Origin of the sequence: Paenibacillus sp. FJAT-27812, from assembly GCF_001273905.1 — a bacterium.
Lineage (GTDB): Bacteria > Bacillota > Bacilli > Paenibacillales > Paenibacillaceae > Pristimantibacillus.
Window position 1 is genome coordinate 3120314 of the sequence record NZ_LIGH01000001.1, and the last position, 17679, is coordinate 3137992.

The 17679-nt window shown below is 45.6% G+C and carries 13 protein-coding genes; 11 read left to right on the forward strand and 2 right to left on the reverse strand.

The annotated features are described in order from the left end of the window. The first annotated feature begins 77 nt into the window (after nt 1-77). Both ADU23_RS13105 and ADU23_RS13110 read left to right on the forward strand, forming a co-directional pair. Nucleotides 78-1979, forward strand: coding sequence for a sensor histidine kinase (locus ADU23_RS13105; RefSeq protein WP_053374146.1), 1902 nt, complete (start codon nt 78-80; stop codon nt 1977-1979). Nucleotides 1980-2253: 274 nt separating this feature from the next. After that, the gene (locus ADU23_RS13110) at nt 2254-4173 is read left to right on the forward strand and encodes a sensor histidine kinase (RefSeq protein WP_053374147.1); all 1920 of its coding nucleotides are present in this window, start codon (nt 2254-2256) and stop codon (nt 4171-4173) included. Between the two features lie 22 nt (nt 4174-4195). Here the strand turns inward: ADU23_RS13110 and ADU23_RS13115 are convergent, their stop codons facing one another. Both ADU23_RS13115 and ADU23_RS13120 read right to left on the reverse strand, forming a co-directional pair. Continuing rightward, nucleotides 4196-4438, reverse strand: a complete 243-nt coding sequence (locus ADU23_RS13115) for an NHLP leader peptide family RiPP precursor (RefSeq protein WP_053374148.1) — start codon at nt 4436-4438, stop codon at nt 4196-4198. A 112-nt stretch (nt 4439-4550) separates the two neighbouring features. Then, nucleotides 4551-5486, reverse strand: a complete 936-nt coding sequence (locus ADU23_RS13120) for a hypothetical protein (protein ID WP_053374149.1) — start codon at nt 5484-5486, stop codon at nt 4551-4553. Nucleotides 5487-5860: 374 nt separating this feature from the next. Between ADU23_RS13120 and ADU23_RS13125 the strand changes: the two genes are divergently transcribed. From ADU23_RS13125 to efeB, 9 genes are all read left to right on the forward strand, one after another. Then, nucleotides 5861-6430 (forward strand): hypothetical protein, encoded by a 570-nt coding sequence (locus tag ADU23_RS13125; RefSeq protein ID WP_053374150.1) that lies wholly within the window; start codon nt 5861-5863, stop codon nt 6428-6430. A gap of 74 nt (nt 6431-6504) precedes the next feature. Further along, the gene (locus ADU23_RS13130) at nt 6505-7581 is read left to right on the forward strand and encodes a Gfo/Idh/MocA family protein (RefSeq protein WP_053374151.1); all 1077 of its coding nucleotides are present in this window, start codon (nt 6505-6507) and stop codon (nt 7579-7581) included. Between the two features lie 224 nt (nt 7582-7805). Beyond that, nucleotides 7806-9266 (forward strand): polysaccharide deacetylase family protein, encoded by a 1461-nt coding sequence (locus ADU23_RS13135; RefSeq protein ID WP_053374152.1) that lies wholly within the window; start codon nt 7806-7808, stop codon nt 9264-9266. A gap of 28 nt (nt 9267-9294) precedes the next feature. Next, the gene (locus ADU23_RS13140; RefSeq protein WP_053374153.1) at nt 9295-10608 is read left to right on the forward strand and encodes a nucleotide sugar dehydrogenase; all 1314 of its coding nucleotides are present in this window, start codon (nt 9295-9297) and stop codon (nt 10606-10608) included. A gap of 22 nt (nt 10609-10630) precedes the next feature. Beyond that, a complete protein-coding gene (locus ADU23_RS13145; RefSeq protein ID WP_053374154.1) occupies nt 10631-12502 on the forward strand; it encodes a glycosyltransferase family 2 protein in 1872 nt (623 codons plus the stop codon). Between the two features lie 39 nt (nt 12503-12541). Continuing rightward, on the forward strand, nt 12542-14209 hold the full coding sequence (locus ADU23_RS13150) for a polysaccharide deacetylase family protein (RefSeq protein ID WP_053374155.1): 1668 nt from the start codon (nt 12542-12544) through the stop codon (nt 14207-14209). A gap of 52 nt (nt 14210-14261) precedes the next feature. After that, nucleotides 14262-15296 carry a glycosyl hydrolase family 18 protein gene (locus tag ADU23_RS13155; RefSeq protein WP_231637364.1) on the forward strand — a complete coding sequence of 345 codons (1035 nt, stop codon included), beginning with the start codon at nt 14262-14264 and terminating at the stop codon, nt 15294-15296. A gap of 162 nt (nt 15297-15458) precedes the next feature. Further along, nucleotides 15459-16322, forward strand: coding sequence for an iron uptake system protein EfeO (efeO, locus tag ADU23_RS13160; RefSeq protein WP_053374156.1), 864 nt, complete (start codon nt 15459-15461; stop codon nt 16320-16322). Between the two features lie 6 nt (nt 16323-16328). Further along, complete coding sequence (gene efeB, locus ADU23_RS13165; protein ID WP_053374157.1) at nt 16329-17651, forward strand: iron uptake transporter deferrochelatase/peroxidase subunit; 1323 nt, start codon at nt 16329-16331, stop codon at nt 17649-17651. Nucleotides 17652-17679 lie beyond the last annotated feature (28 nt).

Sequence of the window (17679 nt, forward strand, 5' to 3'; positions counted from 1 at the left end):
GAAGAAGGAGGCGTATCAAAGTTTGTCGAAATATAGTAGAAATATAAAATAGTATTTTCAACATGCCGAGGTGTTCGATGAAGGCTTCCCATAAATTTATGCAGGCTCTTGTTTTATTGTTATTTATAGCCATTCCGCTCCTTTCAACACCCACTTATGCGTTATCGAATTCTACTCCGGCTGCTATAACCGATTGGGAAATGATGTGGGAGGACGACTCGCATGAGACCGTTCAAAATGCTTCTTCAAGTGAGCGTTCAAGCGAGTGGCAAGCATTTACCTATGGGGATGCGTTGCCGAAGAAACCAGCTAATATTCAATCGGCATGGGTTAGGTTTAAGCTGCCGGAATATGATCTGGCAAGGCCTGTATTATTAATAAGCAAGTTAACAGCCAAGGACGTTTCGATTTTTATCAATAATAAGCTCGTTTATGAGTCAGACCGTAATTATTCTTATAATAAAAACGAGATTCTTTTGTCTATTACGGAACATGAAGCTAATCATATGGTCTATATCCTTTTGCATACCGATTCAGATTGGCTTGGCCTAAAGAAACCCATTATGATTGGTGAAGGCCAGATACTCAGCAAAGCGTTTATGAAGCAGGAAATGTTCGATGTCGTTATTGGGGCATCGCTTTTATTTGTATCGCTGGCTATGTTTTTATGTTTTTTATTTTTAAATAAATCTTATTTGTCGGGGATAAATTCACTCTGTGTTTTTATTTTTTCAATCGGGGTAATGCTTCTTTCTTTATCTCCCTATGTCCATTCGGTATATAAGGAATATGGATTTATCATTTATTACACGTTTGATGTCAGCTCAAATTTATTGATGCCTTCTATTTTTATCTTTTTTGAGAAAATATTTGGACGAGGTCCCTACGGATTAATTACGCGTTTTAGAAAGCTGCAGGTCATGGTTTCGGCGATTTCTATTGTTTGGTTTTTTGCTTCTTTCCTATCGGATGGAATTGAAAAGTATTATATACTCGTGACGACGCTCACGTTTGCCGGGACGGTCGTTTTTGGGAACATGCTGCTTATTGGCTGTTTCATCAAGTATTGTCTGCAACGGAACAAAGAAGCTATCATCATTACGATTGGATTCGGCACTTTCGCAGCGATAGCAGCGTTAGAGCTCGGCTGGTACTTTATTCAAGACAAAAATTATGATTTGATATTTTGGAAATGGGGCATTTTTAGTTTTATTGCCTCCTTAATTATTATTTTAGTAAGAAGAATATTGTTGAATTACGAGCAGGTCGTAAAATATTCCAAGCAGTTGGAAGTCTTTAATAATGAGCTTCAGCGTGCCGAAAAAATGGATATCATCAGCCAATTAGCCGCTTCGGTAGCCCATGAGGTTCGTAATCCGCTGCAAGTGACCAGAGGTTTTCTTCAATTGCTCGGTGAGAAATCAACGAACGAAAGAGACAAAGGGTTTATGGTGATGGCAATAGATGAGCTGGATCGGGCGGCTGATATTATTACGGATTTTTTAACATTTGCTAAGCCGCAGCTCGAAGAAATGACGCTTTTGAACGTTGCCGACGAGCTTAAGAAAATAGAGGGAATACTGGTGCCTTTAGCGAACATGCAGGGCGGCGTTATCAAGGCGGAGTTATCACCTCAATTATACGTTCGCGGTGATTCATCCAAACTAAAGCAAGCGATAATTAATATTATCAAAAACAGTATTGAAGCTCTAAACAAAGATGGAACCATTTTGATTCGAACCTACATGAATGATTTCAACAACGTGGTCATTACTATAAAGGATAATGGGGAAGGGATGAACGAGGCCGACCTGAAGAGATTAGGCGAGCCTTATTACTCCAAAAAAACGAAAGGAACCGGCTTAGGATTGATGGTGACCTTCCGTATTATTGAAGCTATGGGCGGGAAGATTAAGTTTAATAGTAAAAAAGGCGTGGGTACGGAAGCCGTCATCCACATCCCTTCAGCAAAAAAATAGCGCTGTCTGCTCATATTAGAGTGGACGAGCGCTTTTTTTGTCATTTTACGATATATGTTATAAAACGTAAATTTCTAATATTCGACAAATAATAGAAACTATTGTGCCTTTTCACTAAAGGGAATAAACTGGAATTAGCTTAATAACCCATTTTATCTGGTTCTAACTTGTTGTTTATTTTAAATAAAGGGTAAAGTCAGAAGGTTCTAAATCGAAGATTGTCGAAATATAGTACCGTATAAGGAATTGTGATTCTTATCATATGAGGTGTTCAATGAAAGCTTTACATAAATATGTAATTGTTATCGTCCTATCGTTATTTATTGCTAGCGCCTTTCTGGCTGTGTCCGCCTATGCGCAGTCTTCTGCTGCGACTACTGCCATCACGGAGTGGGAAATGATGTGGGAAGAGGATCCTGATAGTACGGTTCAGGATGTTTCTTCCAAGGAAAGGGAAGGGGAGTGGGCGCTATTTTCTGAAGGTAACGCATCTCTTGGAAAACCTGTTGATATTGATACCGCATGGATGAGAGTGAAAGTGCCTTCTTTTGATTTAGTAAGACCAGCTTTATCAATAAAAAGATTAACCGCTAGAGATGTGACGATATACATTAATAATCAGATCGTTTACAATTCACATCGAAACTATCCATACAATAAAAATGAAATTATCTTACCACTTTCGGCTAACGAATCTAATATAGTCGTTTATATAAAATTAGCTACTAATGTAGGGTTAATTGGAGTTCAAGGCAATATACATTTGGGTGAATTTCAACAACTTGAAAAAGGGTTTATGAAGTATGGAATTTTAGATGTTATTTTAGGTGCGGCACTAGTGTTTATAGCATGTGGCCTACTAATATGTTTTATATTTATTAAAAAATCATATTTAGCTGCTGGAAACTCTTTAACAGTTATTATTTTATCTGTAGGATTAATGATTTTTACATACTCTCCATTTTTACATATGATGTATCCTCAAATAGGTATTATTTCATATTACTCATTTGATCTGGGTTCGACACTTTTAATGCCCTCCATTTTTTTCTTCTTTGAGCGAGTTTTTGGTAAGGGACCTTTTAAGCTAATTTATCGTTTTAGAAAGCTTCATGTTATTTTTGCAGTTATTAATACAGTATTTTTAATTATTAGTTTTATATCGCATGAAGTAAGAGACTGGTACACGATTTTTGGTGCAGCAGTATTCGCAATTTTTATCTTAATAAGCAATATACTGTTAATAATTTTACTTGCAATTTATTGTAAGCAAAGAAACAAGGAAGCCATTATCCTATCAGTCGGTTTTAGTATGTTTGCTGTAATAGGTGGAGGTGAATTAGCTTGGTATTATATTAAACAATTGGACTACTACATGTTTGTTTGGAAATGGGGAATTCTTTGTTTTTTAGGTGCATTAGTTATTATACTAGCTCGTAGAAGCATATTTAATTACGAGCAAATGGTTAAATACTCCAAGCAAATGGATATATTTAACAATGAGCTGCAGAGGTCTGAGAAGATGGAAATCATTAGCCAACTTGCCGCCTCAGTTGCGCATGAGGTTCGTAATCCATTACAAGTTACAAGAGGATTTCTACAAATTATCGGGGAGAAGGCTAACAGTGAGAAGGATAAAACGTTTATGCTGCTTGCCATTGAAGAGCTAGATCGTGCTTCAGAAATCATTACTGACTTTCTTACCTTCGCCAAGCCCCAACTTGAACAGACTACGATTCTTAACATTGGAGAAGAGCTGCAGCAAATAGAAGGAATTCTTGTTCCTTTAGCGACAATGCAAGGGGGGCTTATTACAGTAGATTTGGAATCAAATCTTTATGTCCGAGGAAATTCATCAAAGTTTAAGCAAGCACTGATTAATATTATCAAGAACAGTATTGAGGCATTGGGCCAAGAAGGTACCATACATATTCGTGCTTATGAAAATAAGGATACAAAAAATGTTATTATTCGAATTAAAGATAACGGAGAAGGCATGACAGAGAATGATTTGAAAAGGCTTGGTGAGCCTTATTATTCTAAGAAGACTAAAGGCACTGGTCTTGGTCTTATGGTCACATTCCGAATTATCGAAGTGATGCAGGGGACATTGCATTTTACAAGTAAAAAGGGTTTTGGTACTGAAGCAATTATTGAATTTCAGCAAGAGATAAAAGAAGTCTCCTTACTTTAAAGTAAGGAGACTTCTTTTATTCTTATACCCACATCGGGAAGAATACTTGAGCTTCATCTTGTTTCTCAGCAGGGTTAACGGGAAGAACGAGATAAAATTTATTTGCTGTCTCTTCTACCACTTCTACCTCGATTGTATCCGGTACATCAACGCCAAAAGCGTCTTTAACGGCTGTTTTCGGGTCGGCTAGAAGTTGTTTTTTGAATTCGGCATCTTCCCAGGCTTTTTGAATGATTTGTTCTTGCAATGATTGTTTAGTGGACACAATGATCACCCTTCCGAATATGTATATGTTTACCATACTCAGTTTAGCATGACCATTCGACATATTCCATATATATTTTCAATTTTTCGACAAATAATAGAATCTTTTGCACCTATTCAATTGATTGATTTCCGAAAAAATAGTTAAATCCGCCCTTAAGCAGATTTTTCTTTTTTGATTCAATCGTCTCATATACATGGTTCAAATGATTCACTATAAAAGCGTGAAACTCTATCAATTCCCCAGCTCCCGCTTCCATAGCCGCTATCTTCGCATGATTATCCTCGGCCAGCTGCACATATGGCTTTAGGCATCCTCGAATGTAAATGGCATTTTCAGCATCCTTCTCTGTCAAAAGGGTTCCAGCAGGGCGATCGGCAGCAATCATCGCAAGCAAGCCGTTATAGCTGCCATCTGCCAAATCTTCCCGCCAGTCCGCATAGTCATCCGCCATCTGAAGCGTCATAAGCACGATGTCGATCATTTGCTCCAGCTTGTCGATTAGCTCTGTCCGCCCTGTTAAGAGAAGCGCGCCCGTGCTTGCGATTTTGACGGGACCTGCTTTGCCTGCCGTGCGGATCCGATCGTTAATAAAATAATCCTGGCGATTCTCGTTCACGACGCTGTCAGCCCATGTCGTCACATAACGTTGATAATAGGACCAAAACACGGGATCGGAAGGGAACAACTCGCGGAAGAGGCTGAACATTTCAAGCTGCAGCAGGCTGCCGAGAGCAAGCTGCTCCTTCCAGCGGGAAGAGGGAAGGCTGTCCATCACGTCATCCTGAATAAAAAAATAGAGCATTCCATATACATTAGCTAAAGCGAGCTTCTCACACTGTGCATCACTAATGCCGCTCGGCTCCTTGACCCAGAAGGGAAGCAGGCTGCATATGTAATCCTTGCCGCTATCATGCTTCACAGGATTGAACTTGTCGGCGTAAGCAAGGCCAATCGCGTTAAGCGGTTCTGGAAAAACGGCAATACGGCGCTCAGCTTCCATATAAACTTGCTCCAGCTGCGTTTTATATCGAGTAAACCATTCCATATCGAAACCCTCCGTGACCATTTATAGGAATTGAAATGAATATACTAAATTGTAAGTTGGCGCATATAAATAGTAAATGAACCGTGTAAATCTTTTCCTACTATACCATCTTCCAAATAAGAAAATGTTAACATTTTTTTAAGCAAGAGGTAAAAAAGGCGAACTACCTTATTGAGTAAAAAGAGAAAATCCAGTAAAATAGAGTAAAGCTATGGAAGTTTGAATGATTGGTAGAAGACCCTCTGTCACACTATGTTTACAAAACTGGACTAAGGTCGGGGACATACCTATTACCTGAGCAGGTTTAGAATTTTGTTCTCCTGCATTAAAGTTAATACCAAGATGAGAGTTCTTTAATGTGGAGGTAGTACGGCATGAATAGAGATGTAGAAATTTATGTGCTCTTAACGAATACGGGTACATTATTCTCAAAGACCATTCGATGGTATACGAAAAATATGTTAAACCATGCATCAATAGCATTTGACAGCGATTTGAATGAAGTGTATAGCTTCGGGAGAAAAAATCCGAGCAACCCATTTTTTGCGGGGTTTGTGAAGGAGGATGTGCGCGGCGAGTTTTTTGAGCATTCTACCTGTGCTCTATACCGATGCACGATCAGCCATTGCGCTTATATCAATATTAGAAACCAGATTCACTATATGGAGAAGAATAGAGACCAATACAAATATAATCTGCTTGGCATGTTAGGCATCATGCTTAATATCGAGATGAAACGAGAATACGCTTACTTCTGTTCGCAGTTCGTCGCTTCGGTTTTCGAAGAAAGCGGAGTGAATTTGGTCAACAAGCCATCTTTATTCGTAACGCCGGCTGATTTGGAGAATACGGCATTATTAGAATTAGTATACCACGGCAAGCTGCATGCCTATACGGGCGTCAAAGAGGAAATAAAGGCGACAGGCACTTTCCGAACGGCATAATAAAAGATCTCTCATGAGGAGATCTTTTTCTTTTTAAAGGAATCAACAATAGATCGGGGAGGCTGACTTTCAAAATGTCCATGATCAGTTTTGGCATTATCGGCGGAGGCTGGCGCGCGGAGTTTTACATAAGGATAGCAAAAGCGCTGCCAGAGCGCTTTCGTATTCATACGATGCTTGTGCGGGATGAGGAGAAGGGACGGGCTCTCGAGGCAAAATGGGGCATTCGAACGGTCCGCAACATGGAACAATTCATAGAAGAGGCGGCGAATATGAGCTTCACAGTCGTATCCGTGCCACGTACCGCAGTTCCGGACATGCTCCGTGAATTAGCCGAGCATAGGATTCCGGTGCTTGCAGAGACGCCGCCGGCCGCGGATTTGGCTGCTCTTAATGCGCTTTATGGATCATTGCCACAGGGTGCAAAGGTACAGGTTGCGGAGCAGTATTTATTCCAGCCAATGCATGCCGCCCGCATTCAGATCGCGCGCTCCGGCAAGCTGGGCGAGGTGAAGCATGTACAGGTCTCGGCTGCTCATGATTATCATGGCATTAGCCTTATTAGACAGCTGCTTGGCGTTGGCTTCGAGACGGCCGCCATTAGCGGCCAGCAGTTTGAATCGACGATCATGCAAGGGCCAAGCCGGCAAGGCGACCCTATCGAGGAACGTTTCGTGCAGTCGGTTCAACGGATCGCGACGTTCCGTTTTGGAGATAAGCTGGCTGTTTACGATTTTACAGGCGACCAATATTTCTCTTGGATTCGGCGCAGCCGCGTTCTCGTCAGAGGCAGCAAGGGCGAGCTGGTGGACTCCGATGTCAGCTACTTAAAGGACTATGCTACACCTATCCACACTGAGCTTCGTAGGATAGATACCGGACATCACGGCAATTTGGAGGGCTATTACCATCGCGGCGTCACCGCGGACGGGGAGTGGCTGTACCAAAATCCGGTCGCTCCCGCAAGGCTAAGCGATGACGAGATCGCGATAGCTACATGCTTGCTTCGCATGGGCGATTACGCTTCAGGAGGACCTTCCTTTTACAGTCTTGCCGAAGCAGCTCAGGATCACTATCTGGCGCTAATGATGGGACAAGCGATTGAATCAGGTCAAACTGTTCATACAGATCAGCAGATTTGGACGAGATAATAAGACATATAGTACACAAAAATGGTACCATTTACATGCAGGGGTTTTCCTAGCCCTATGATAAAATATAATTATAGTAGACGACTCTATATCACAACCATTGTGATTGAGTCGTTTTTTGTTTTAGCGGGTCGAATTGTACAGAAATTGTACATTTCTGTCGGATATAATTGATAAAATAATTTACTTTATTGGAATAATCATGGGTATAAAGGAGTAAGCGGATGTTTTCCCTCAACAAAAAAAACGATAAAAGAACGGCAACACTCATTCTAGCGTTTCTATTAACGATGTCTATTCTAACGGGCTGCAGTTTATTTGGTAACCGCTCGAACTCCGGAGACGCGAACCTGGCAGCAGGCGAGGAAACGAATCAGCCACAAATGCCTTATAACGGTGAGATGAGCAAGGCGATTCCATTCGTGTACACGACGAATAAAGAGCTTTCGCTTACCTTCAACGGCATGGGTGACGAGGAAATTATGGCTAAGCTGCTTGATGAGCTTGATCGATACCGTATCAAGGCGACCTTTTTCCTGCCAGGGGAGAGGGTGGCGGAGGAGCCGGATATCGCGAATGAGATTTTGGCCAGAGGGCATGAAATCGAGAATAATACGCTGAACCAATTGGATCTTACTAATTTAACCTACGAGCAAGTTTACAAGGAAATTCATGTGAGCAATGAAGTTATAAAAAAAGAAACAGGCGTCACTCCGCAATATTTGAGAACGAGATCAGGCGACTATAACGACAATGTCCGTTTAGCCGCGGCTCAGAGCGGGTTGTCGGGCGTTGTATCGTACAGCCTTAATTTGCATGAGTGGCAAAATGAAACCGAACAAGAAAAAGCCAATTACATTCGAAAATATGTCACACGCGGCGGAATCATCGCACTGGATTCAGAGCTGGATACCCATGTTCTCGAATCCGTTCCGTTTATCGCAAAGGCGGCAGAGGATGTCGGCTATAAGCTGATTCCGCTTAGAAAGCTGATTGAGAGCGGTCATGAGAGAAAGCCGCTGGAACAAATCCCGGGTTACGACGCTGCGAAAATCAATTTAAACTACAAGGATGCCAAGTATCAGCTTATCAATAACCTCGGGATGAATAAGAAGACCGTTTCCTTGACCTTTGATGATTGGGGCACTGATTATACGGTTACCAAGCTGCTTGATATATTGGCTAAATACAATATTAAGGCGACCTTCTTCCTGCGTGCGAACGGGGCTGAGAAAAACCCGAATTTAGCTAAGGCCATTGCAGACGCAGGCCATGATGTTGCTAACCATACTTACAGCCATCCCGTTATTACGAAGATAACGCCAGAGCAATTGCAACAGGAAGTTGTAAAAGCCCATCAAGTCATAACAGAGGCGATTCAGCAAAAGCCTACGATGCTGTTCAGGCCGCCGACCGGTGCCATTGACGATGATAGAGCGAGGATGGTAGCAGCTACCGGCTACACAGATATCGCCATGTACGACGTTACGGTGTTCGACTGGGATTCTGCCAGCGATGCCGACCATATCGTAAATGGCATTCTGGATCAAACGGTAAGCGGCAGTATCATATTGCTTCATATGCTTGATGATATCCATACGATTGAGGCGCTGCCGATCGCCATTGAGAAGCTGAGAAGCAAAGGCTATGAATTTGTTCCCATGTCGCAAATGGCTTTGAAATAACATTTTCTACCTAGACGGAGTTGGGCATATGGCGTTATTCGAAGAGATTGTTGCAAAACAGAAGAAAATGGCTGTCATTGGGCTAGGGTATGTGGGATTACCGATCGCGGTCGCTTTTGCCAAAAAAGTGGATGTGATCGGCTTTGACGTAAGCGAGGCAAAGATTGACGCCTATAGACGAGGTTTCGATGCAACGGGGGATGTCGGCAATGACGTTCTCGGGAGCAGCACGGCCCGGTTTACTTCCGATGAGAACGAGCTGAGCGATGTTTATTTCTTCATTGTTGCTGTGCCGACGCCTGTTCAAAGCGGCAATGTTCCAGACCTGAAATATGTGCAAAGCGCAAGCCGGACGGTCGGCAGACAGCTGAAGAAGGGCTCAATCGTCGTATTTGAGTCCACGGTGTATCCGGGAGTAACGGAGGAGATCTGCGTGCCGATTCTCGAGGCGGAGTCGGAACTGGCCTGCGGCGTCGATTTTAAGGTCGGTTATTCGCCAGAGAGGATCAATCCGGGTGATAAAGTCCACCGGCTGGAGAACATTACGAAGATCGTATCCGGGATGGATGAGGATACGCTCCATATAGTAGCGAGCATGTATGAGCTTATTATTGAGGCTGGCGTATACCGCGCCGAGAGCATCAAGGTAGCCGAGGCGGCGAAAGTGATCGAGAACGCGCAGCGGGACATTAACATCGCTTTTATGAATGAGTTGTCTATGTTATTCAACAATATGGGGATCAGCACCAAAGCCGTGCTGGAAGCCGCAAGCACCAAATGGAATTTTCTAAACTTTACGCCAGGACTGGTGGGCGGACATTGTATCGGAATTGATCCCTATTATCTCACTTACAAAGCGGAGGACACTGGCTATCATTCGAAAATTATTTTAGCAGGACGCCATATAAACGATGGAATGGGAAAATATGTAGCTCAGCAAATTATTAAGAAGCTGGTCAAGCTGAAGGAAAATATGAATACGGCCAAAATCGGCTTCCTCGGCCTCTCATACAAGGAGGACAGCTCGGATATTCGCAATACGAAGGTAACCGACATCATTCGCGAGCTGGAGGAGTACGGCATTACGACGCTTGTAGCTGATCCGAATGTGGACAAGCAGCAGGTGTATAGGGAATACGGCATCGAGCTTGTTGAGATGGACGCGCTCAAAGGGCTGAATGTAGTCGTTGTGGCCGTGCCCCACAGTCAGTTTAAGCAGATGGGCGTGAGTGATTTTGACAAGCTGTACGAGGATCATAAAACGAAGCTACTCATTGATATAAAAGGAATATTCAATAAAAACGAATTTGAGGAACACCGTTACGAGTATTGGAGCCTGTAGTGCCAGATTGGAGACAGCAGCTATGTTTAAGCGACAAAAAAAGAAGCCTGAAGAAGTGCTGTCTGTTCCAAGAACGGACAGGCGAACCCTCTCTAACGTACCTGACCCGGAACAGCTTAGATTAAAGGTTGATCGAAGAGGAGCGGCCGAGGGACAACCTGCTGACGGCTATTTTGATTCGGCTAATATGAAAAAAATGCGTGAGCTAAGCTTGCGCTACGAGGCGAGCTTTGACGTTTGGTTTCTTCGAAAAGGACGAAGCAAGAAGTCACGGATAAAAGGACAGGCGGTCGATATTTCTTCCACTGGCATCTTAATTGAGCTGGACCCTGGCCTTGCCGACCATTCGTTACGGGAGGGAGGCAACTATCAGCTCAGCTTCGATATTCCTCCGGGTACGATGCCGGAAGGTTTTGAATCGTCGGTAAAGCTGGAAGCCGTCATTATTCGGACATTCACGCGCGATAGTGAAGAAGGAATAAAGCTATTAATCGCTTTCCAATTCGTTAAGCCGATATCGGCGTACTTGCAGCGGAAACGATGGGGTTACTCCGTCTATATGGCGAGCAGCTTGCTGTTTGTTGCCGTCGGCATCATTATGCTGATGCGCGTGGAGAGCATCATTTATTTCAAATACAACTTTCTGCTTTATTTATACAGCATCACGGCGGCGGCCTTCCTGCTGACGCGTTATTTCTTCGGGGCGCTGCACCGGGATGTGCCGATTGACCCTTACTATACGCCTGGCGTGTCGATAATCATTCCCTGCTTCAATGAAGAAAAATGGATTCACCGCACGATTTTGAGCTGTATGAATCAGGACTACCCTGTCGATAAGCTTGAAGTGATCGTTGTCGATGACCGCTCCAAGGACCGTTCGGTAGAGCAAATCCAGAAGGTCATCGATCTTGTTCATCAAGAGGCGGCGCGGTATGCAACGAAGGATCGGTTGAAAATGCATGTGCTCGCCGAAAACGGAGGCAAACGCGTCGCGCTCGTCAAGGGCGTAGAGATGGCGAAGCATAATTTGGTCGTATTCGTCGACTCGGACAGCTTCTTGGAGCCAACCGCGATCAGGCATCTCGTTCAGCCGTTTCAAGATCCGCAAATGGGAGGCGTAGCTGGAAGAACGGACGTAGAGAATAAATACACCAACTCCATTACGAAGCTGCAAACGGTGCGCTATTACATCGCTTTCCGCATTATGAAGGCAGCGGAGTCATGGTTCGACAGCGTAACCTGCTTGTCCGGGCCTTTGTCCTGTTACCGGAAAGAGCTGGTCCTGAAGCACAAGGATGCTTGGCTTAATCAGAAGTTTCTCGGTCAGCCGGCAACGTTCGGGGATGACCGAAGCATGACGAATTTTATTTTGAAAACCCATCGGACAGGCTACCAGGACACGGCGATTTGCTCGACGATCGTGCCATCCGACATGTTTGTTTTCTTAAAGCAGCAAATGCGGTGGAAGCGTTCCTGGCTGCGCGAATCGCTTCGGGCAGGCGGATTTATTTGGCGCAAAGAGCCGTTTATGGCATTGTTTTTCTACATCGGGCTTATCGTTCCGATAGCCGCGCCGGTTATCGTGTTATACAACTTGTTTTATGTGCCGATCGTGCATCACGTATTCCCGAGCACCTTTCTAATGGGGCTGCTGCTGATGGCGCTGCTCATGAGCTTTGCCCATCTGCTGTTTCGCAAGAGCAAGCTGTGGGTTTTTGGGATCGTATTCTGTGTCTTCTACGAGCTCGTGCTGCTGTGGCAAATGCCTGTCGCGTGGGTAACGTTCTGGAAGTCGACTTGGGGAACGAGAGAAACGCCGCAGGATATCGAGGCTAGGAATAAAAAGGAAGCCAGGAAGAACAAAAACAAAAAAAATATGGACGTGCCGCTTTAGAGCAAGCATGGCCTATTTCAAGGATGAAGGATGGCCGCCATGAAAAAGGGAATTGCGAGTGGAGCCTTTGATTATAAGAAAAAGAATAAAATAAAGATTATCAAAACGATTATACAATCGATTATTTTGCTTGTTGTTGGCTTCATTCTTTATCATGCGATTTTCGATACGAAGCAGTATGCGGTGCCTGACCATGCGCAGTGGAGCAACACGAACGGATTTGTTGCGCTGTCTTATTTTGGCGTGGCAAGAACGGGCACCTCGGAGCTGATTGCCAAAAAACGATTGGATCAGCAGCTTCAGGCGCTTTACGATCAAGGTTATACGACAATTTCGCAGCAGGATGTATTGGACTACTACAAGAGCGGCAAGCCATTGCCGCCTAAAGCGCTATTCCTCTCGTTCGAGGACGGAAGAAACGATTCGAGCTTATTTGCGCAGCCGCTGCTTGAGAAGTACAACTTCAAGGCAACCATTTTGTCGTATGCGAACAAGGTTGGCAGCAAGGAATCCAAGTTCCTTCAACCCAAGGACATGCTCAAAATGATGAAAACCGGCTACTGGGAGCTGGGCAGCAATGGCTACCGCCTCACGTACATTAATATTTTTGACAAGGCAGGCAAGCTGATCGGGGTGAAGGACGAGAATGAATTTAAGGATAGAGAAAACGCAAGCTACTATACCCACTATCTGATGGACTTCATTCGGGATGAGAATCTTGTGCCCACCGAGAACCGCAAGCAAATGGAAGCCCGCATAAATGCGGATTATAAGTCCATGAACGACATTTATAAGCGCACGCTCGGTTTTGTGCCTAATGTGTATATGATCATGCATGCCAACTATCTTTACGGAGGGATGAACCGGCTAGTTGAAAATGTGAATGCCGATAACATTAAGTCGATGTTCGGCATGCATTTTAACCGCGAAGGATTCTCCTTCAATGATAGCGATGAGAGTTTATATGATCTAACAAGAGTGCAGCCGGCGTCTTATTGGTATACGAATCATTTGCTTATGAAGCTGCGCAAGGATACGGGCGAGAAAGTCAGCTTTGTAACCGGCGATCAGAAGCGTGCGGCAAAATGGACCCTTGGCAGCGGCGCTGCTGAGTTCGCTGATAACCGCATCGCGTTAACGTCGCTTCCGGCAGGCAAAGGCCTGCTTTATTTGAAGGGCAGCGGGGCTTATAGCGATGTTAAGCTAACCGCAGAGCTAAAGGGCCACGCGATTGGCCAACAGTCGGTTTATGTGAGGTATAACCGGAAGCAGGATTCCTATGTGCGCATATCGCTTGAGGACAACAAGATAATCGTTGAGCAGAAGGAAAAGGGCGGCAAGGCAGAGAAGCTTCAAGAGTATACCCTGAAGAACGCGGCAGAAGATGCTGCCAAGAAGCTGGAGATCGTTATGCACGGCAATCAATTGAAGCTGTCTCTGGATGATGTTCAGCTGTTTAACGGGCAGCAGATTAAAGGCACGATCAACGGCGGCGAGATTGCGCTTGCGTCGGAAGCCAGCAGGGCGAATTTGAAGGACGACATATACGATGCGGTATTTGATGACATCAAAGTGATGTCCGTAACGGAAGCTGGAAGCGAGCAGAAGCTGTTGTACAAAAATGGATACGCCGGCATTGAAGGAATAATCAGCAGAATCAGGAATGCGGTTAATGCTTCCTTTGACTGGGCGATCGACACCTTCTAGGTTGATTATGAATGACAAAAACGGGGTGTTAAGATTGGTTAGAAGCCGGAAGGTGTTTTTAACAGCGAGCTTGCTTATCTTGTTCATTGGCGCAGCGGTATGTATGGATGAACTGGTCGGGCCTTCTAAAGAGGAGGGGCAGACGTCCGAGCTCTCTGCGTGGCTTGCGGATTGGCAATGGCAAACCGGGCTTGAGAATTTGGATGCAATAAAGGGAAGCTTGACGAGCCTGCAGATGTTCGCTGCCTATTTTGATCAAACGGACAGCCTCTATTTCACCGATAGCTTCCACGAGGCACTGCCTGAGGTATTAAAGCTTTATGAGCATAGCGGGCTTGATCACGTCTATTTGACCGTTGTGAATGATCAATTCCAGCCGAGCGGCGAATCGGTGCAGAAGGACCCGGCTTTGATTACGCGTTTGATGGGCACGGTGGAGAGCCGCAGGAAACATGCGGATGAATTGATAGCGGCCTTGGAGCAGTACGGCTTCGGCGGCATCGAGTTGGACTATGAGAGAGTGGCGGATGAGGATTGGGACAATCTGCTGCTGTTTTTCTCCGACCTATACCCTCGCCTGCAGGAAAAAGGGAAGTCGCTTCGCATCGTGCTCGAGACTAGGGCGAAGATCGAGGAGCTTAAGCTTCCGGAGGGGCCTGATTATGTCATGATGGCTTATAATTTATATGGCTCACACAGCGGTCCGGGGCCGAAGGCTGACCATGCTTTTATTAAGGAATTAACGAGCCGAATGGGCTCTTTGCCTGGACAGCCGTATATTGCGTTCTCTGTCGGAGGGTTTGACTGGCAGGAGGGCGGCAAGGCAAAGGCATTGACTGAGGTGCAGGCGTCCATTTTGGCAAAGCAGACAGGCAGTACGATTCGGCGCGATGAAGCAAGCGGGAGCGTATATTTTGATTATACGGCCGAGGATCAAGTGAAGCATACGGTATGGTATGCGGACGAAGAAACGTTGTCGCAATGGATCGAGGTTGCCGGGCAAGCCGGATACGGCAAAGCGGCGATATGGAGATTGGGCGAAATGCAGAGGTCTTCACTTGATTTATTGAAGCAGCATCTAAAATGAAATAACGATTGATGAGGGACTTGCGTGAATGCTTACACAGCATCAGGGAAAGTCCTTTTTTTTCTTCCAAAACATTCGGATTGACAATGATTATCAATTGCGAATATACTTCATTTTAGGACAAAAACAGAACGAATTTATTGGAGCAGGGGAGCTATTATAATGAAGCTTAAGTTATCCATTTTTTTACTGGCATGTACGATCGTATTTACAGGTTGCGGATCGAATGCAGCGGAGAAGAATGAACCGGCTAAAACAGAAGCAGAAGGCAATAAAACGGCTGAAACAGCCGTTGCTAAGGAAGATTGGGCTCCGATTTTGGAGAGCTACCGCCAGTTTACGATTGAACAGGCAGATACGTTTATTCTGGAAACAGAGAAATTTGTAAATGCGGTCAAAGCCGGCGATATCGAGACGGCTAAGAAGCTGTACGCGCCGACTCGCATGTACTACGAGCGGATTGAGCCGATTGCTGAAGCGCTTGGCGACTTAGACCCGAATATCGATGCGCGTGAGAACGATGTAGAAGAGAAGGACTGGCGCGGATTCCACCGCCTAGAGCAAGCGCTTTGGGAGAAAAACACGACAGAAGGCATGGGAGACTATGCGGATCGTCTTCTCGAGGACGCGAAGCTGCTTCGCGCTTTGATGGAAACGGTAGAGGTTGAGCCTAGCTTGCTTGTTACCGGTGCGGTGGAACTGCTTAATGAGGTATCCGCCTCGAAGGTAACGGGCGAGGAAGAACGTTATTCGCATACGGATCTTTATGATTTTGCTGCAAACGTAGAAGGCGCGAACAAAATCTATCAGCTGGTTAAGGCGGATCTGAATAAGAAGGATGCTGCGCTTGATGAGCAGATCGGCAAAGGCTTCGCAGATTTGGAGCAAGCGCTGGCTGCTTACAAATCAGGTGATGGTTACGTATCCTATTTGGAATTGAAACAGGAAGATACAAAGAAGCTAAGCCAGCTTATCGATGCGCTCGCAGAACCGCTTTCGCAAATGGGAACTATTTTGGAGGCGTAAAACAACATGAAACGACCTAGCGATTCAGAACAGAATGGACAATCTCAAGAAGAAGGCAAGCCGGGCATTATCGACAAAAAAATCAGCCGGAGAGATTTGCTGCGCATGGCTGGCGTAGGCGGAGCAGGGCTTTTGCTTGGTGCGACGGGAATGGGCGGGCTATTCTCTGTGCAGGAGCGAAGCTCGGCGAAGCCCGCTTCCAAAGCAGCTAAAGCGGATAGCGGTCAAATCGTTGATTTTTATGGCGCGCATCAGGCGGGCATTACGACCCCGCCGCAGGACTTTATCGTTTTTGCCGCTTTTGATTTAACGGCGAATTCGCTGGACGATGTTCGCAAGCTGTTCCAGGCGTGGACGGCTGCAGCCGCTGCGATGACAAGCGGGGAGATGCTTGGCAGCAACAACGAGAATCTGAATTTGCCGCCATCGGATACGGGTGAAGCAGAGGGGCTGTCGCCTTCTCGCACGACGATTACGTTCGGCGTGGGCGCATCCTTCTTTGACGGAAGGTATGGCCTTGCAGGCAAGAGGCCAGCCGCGCTGGCTGATCTGCCCGCCTTCGGCGGCGATGAGCTTCGCGAGGAATGGTCAGGCGGCGACATTGGCGTGCAGGTGAATGCGAATGATCTGCAAATTGCCTTTCATGCGATACGCAACCTTGCCCGCATCGCGAGGGGGAAGGCCGTTCTCCGCTGGACGCAGGAAGGTTTCCAGCGGACCAGCGGCGCTGATCCTGCGGGTGCAACGCCGCGTAACCTGATGGGCTTTAAGGATGGGACGAATAACCCCGACGTCAGCGATGAAGCGGAGATGAAAAAGGTTGTTTGGGCAGCCGCTTCCGATGGGACGCCTTGGATGGATCAAGGCAGCTATATGGTCGTAAGGCGTATTCGGGTGCGCATCGAGGTGTGGGACCGCTCTACGCTTGGCGATCAGGAAGCGACCTTTGGCCGTCACCGCAACAGCGGCGCTCCGATCGGCTCCGTACATGAAACGGATAAAATCGATTTGGACAAAAAGGATGAGAAGGGCAAGCCGGTTATCCCGATGAATTCACATATCCGCCTAGCGCATGGAGACGGCTCGGTCAAAATATTGCGCCGTTCGTTCTCCTATTCAAGCGGTATGGATCATAAGACAGGCCAGCTGGATGCGGGGCTGTTGTTTATTTGCTTTAATCGCGATTCGCGCAAGCAATTTATTCCGATGCAGCAGAAGCTTGGACAAAGCGATTTGCTAAACGAGTATATCGTTCATACTGGCAGCGCGATGTTTGCATGTTTTCCTGGCGTGCGTCAAGGCGGATATATCGGTGAGACGCTGTTTTAACGGATAGCTAAGCGCATTCATAAATAAA

Coding starts and splice junctions, on each gene's coding strand:
- ADU23_RS13105 (WP_053374146.1), top strand. CDS start 78: ATGAAGGCTTCCCATAAATTTATGCAGGCTCTTGTTTTATTGTTATTT.
- ADU23_RS13110 (WP_053374147.1), top strand. CDS start 2,254: ATGAAAGCTTTACATAAATATGTAATTGTTATCGTCCTATCGTTATTT.
- ADU23_RS13120 (WP_053374149.1), bottom strand. CDS start 5,486: ATGGAATGGTTTACTCGATATAAAACGCAGCTGGAGCAAGTTTATATG.
- ADU23_RS13125 (WP_053374150.1), top strand. CDS start 5,861: ATGAATAGAGATGTAGAAATTTATGTGCTCTTAACGAATACGGGTACA.
- ADU23_RS13130 (WP_053374151.1), top strand. CDS start 6,505: ATGTCCATGATCAGTTTTGGCATTATCGGCGGAGGCTGGCGCGCGGAG.
- ADU23_RS13135 (WP_053374152.1), top strand. CDS start 7,806: ATGTTTTCCCTCAACAAAAAAAACGATAAAAGAACGGCAACACTCATT.
- ADU23_RS13140 (WP_053374153.1), top strand. CDS start 9,295: ATGGCGTTATTCGAAGAGATTGTTGCAAAACAGAAGAAAATGGCTGTC.
- ADU23_RS13145 (WP_053374154.1), top strand. CDS start 10,631: ATGTTTAAGCGACAAAAAAAGAAGCCTGAAGAAGTGCTGTCTGTTCCA.
- ADU23_RS13150 (WP_053374155.1), top strand. CDS start 12,542: ATGAAAAAGGGAATTGCGAGTGGAGCCTTTGATTATAAGAAAAAGAAT.
- efeO (WP_053374156.1), top strand. CDS start 15,459: ATGAAGCTTAAGTTATCCATTTTTTTACTGGCATGTACGATCGTATTT.
- efeB (WP_053374157.1), top strand. CDS start 16,329: ATGAAACGACCTAGCGATTCAGAACAGAATGGACAATCTCAAGAAGAA.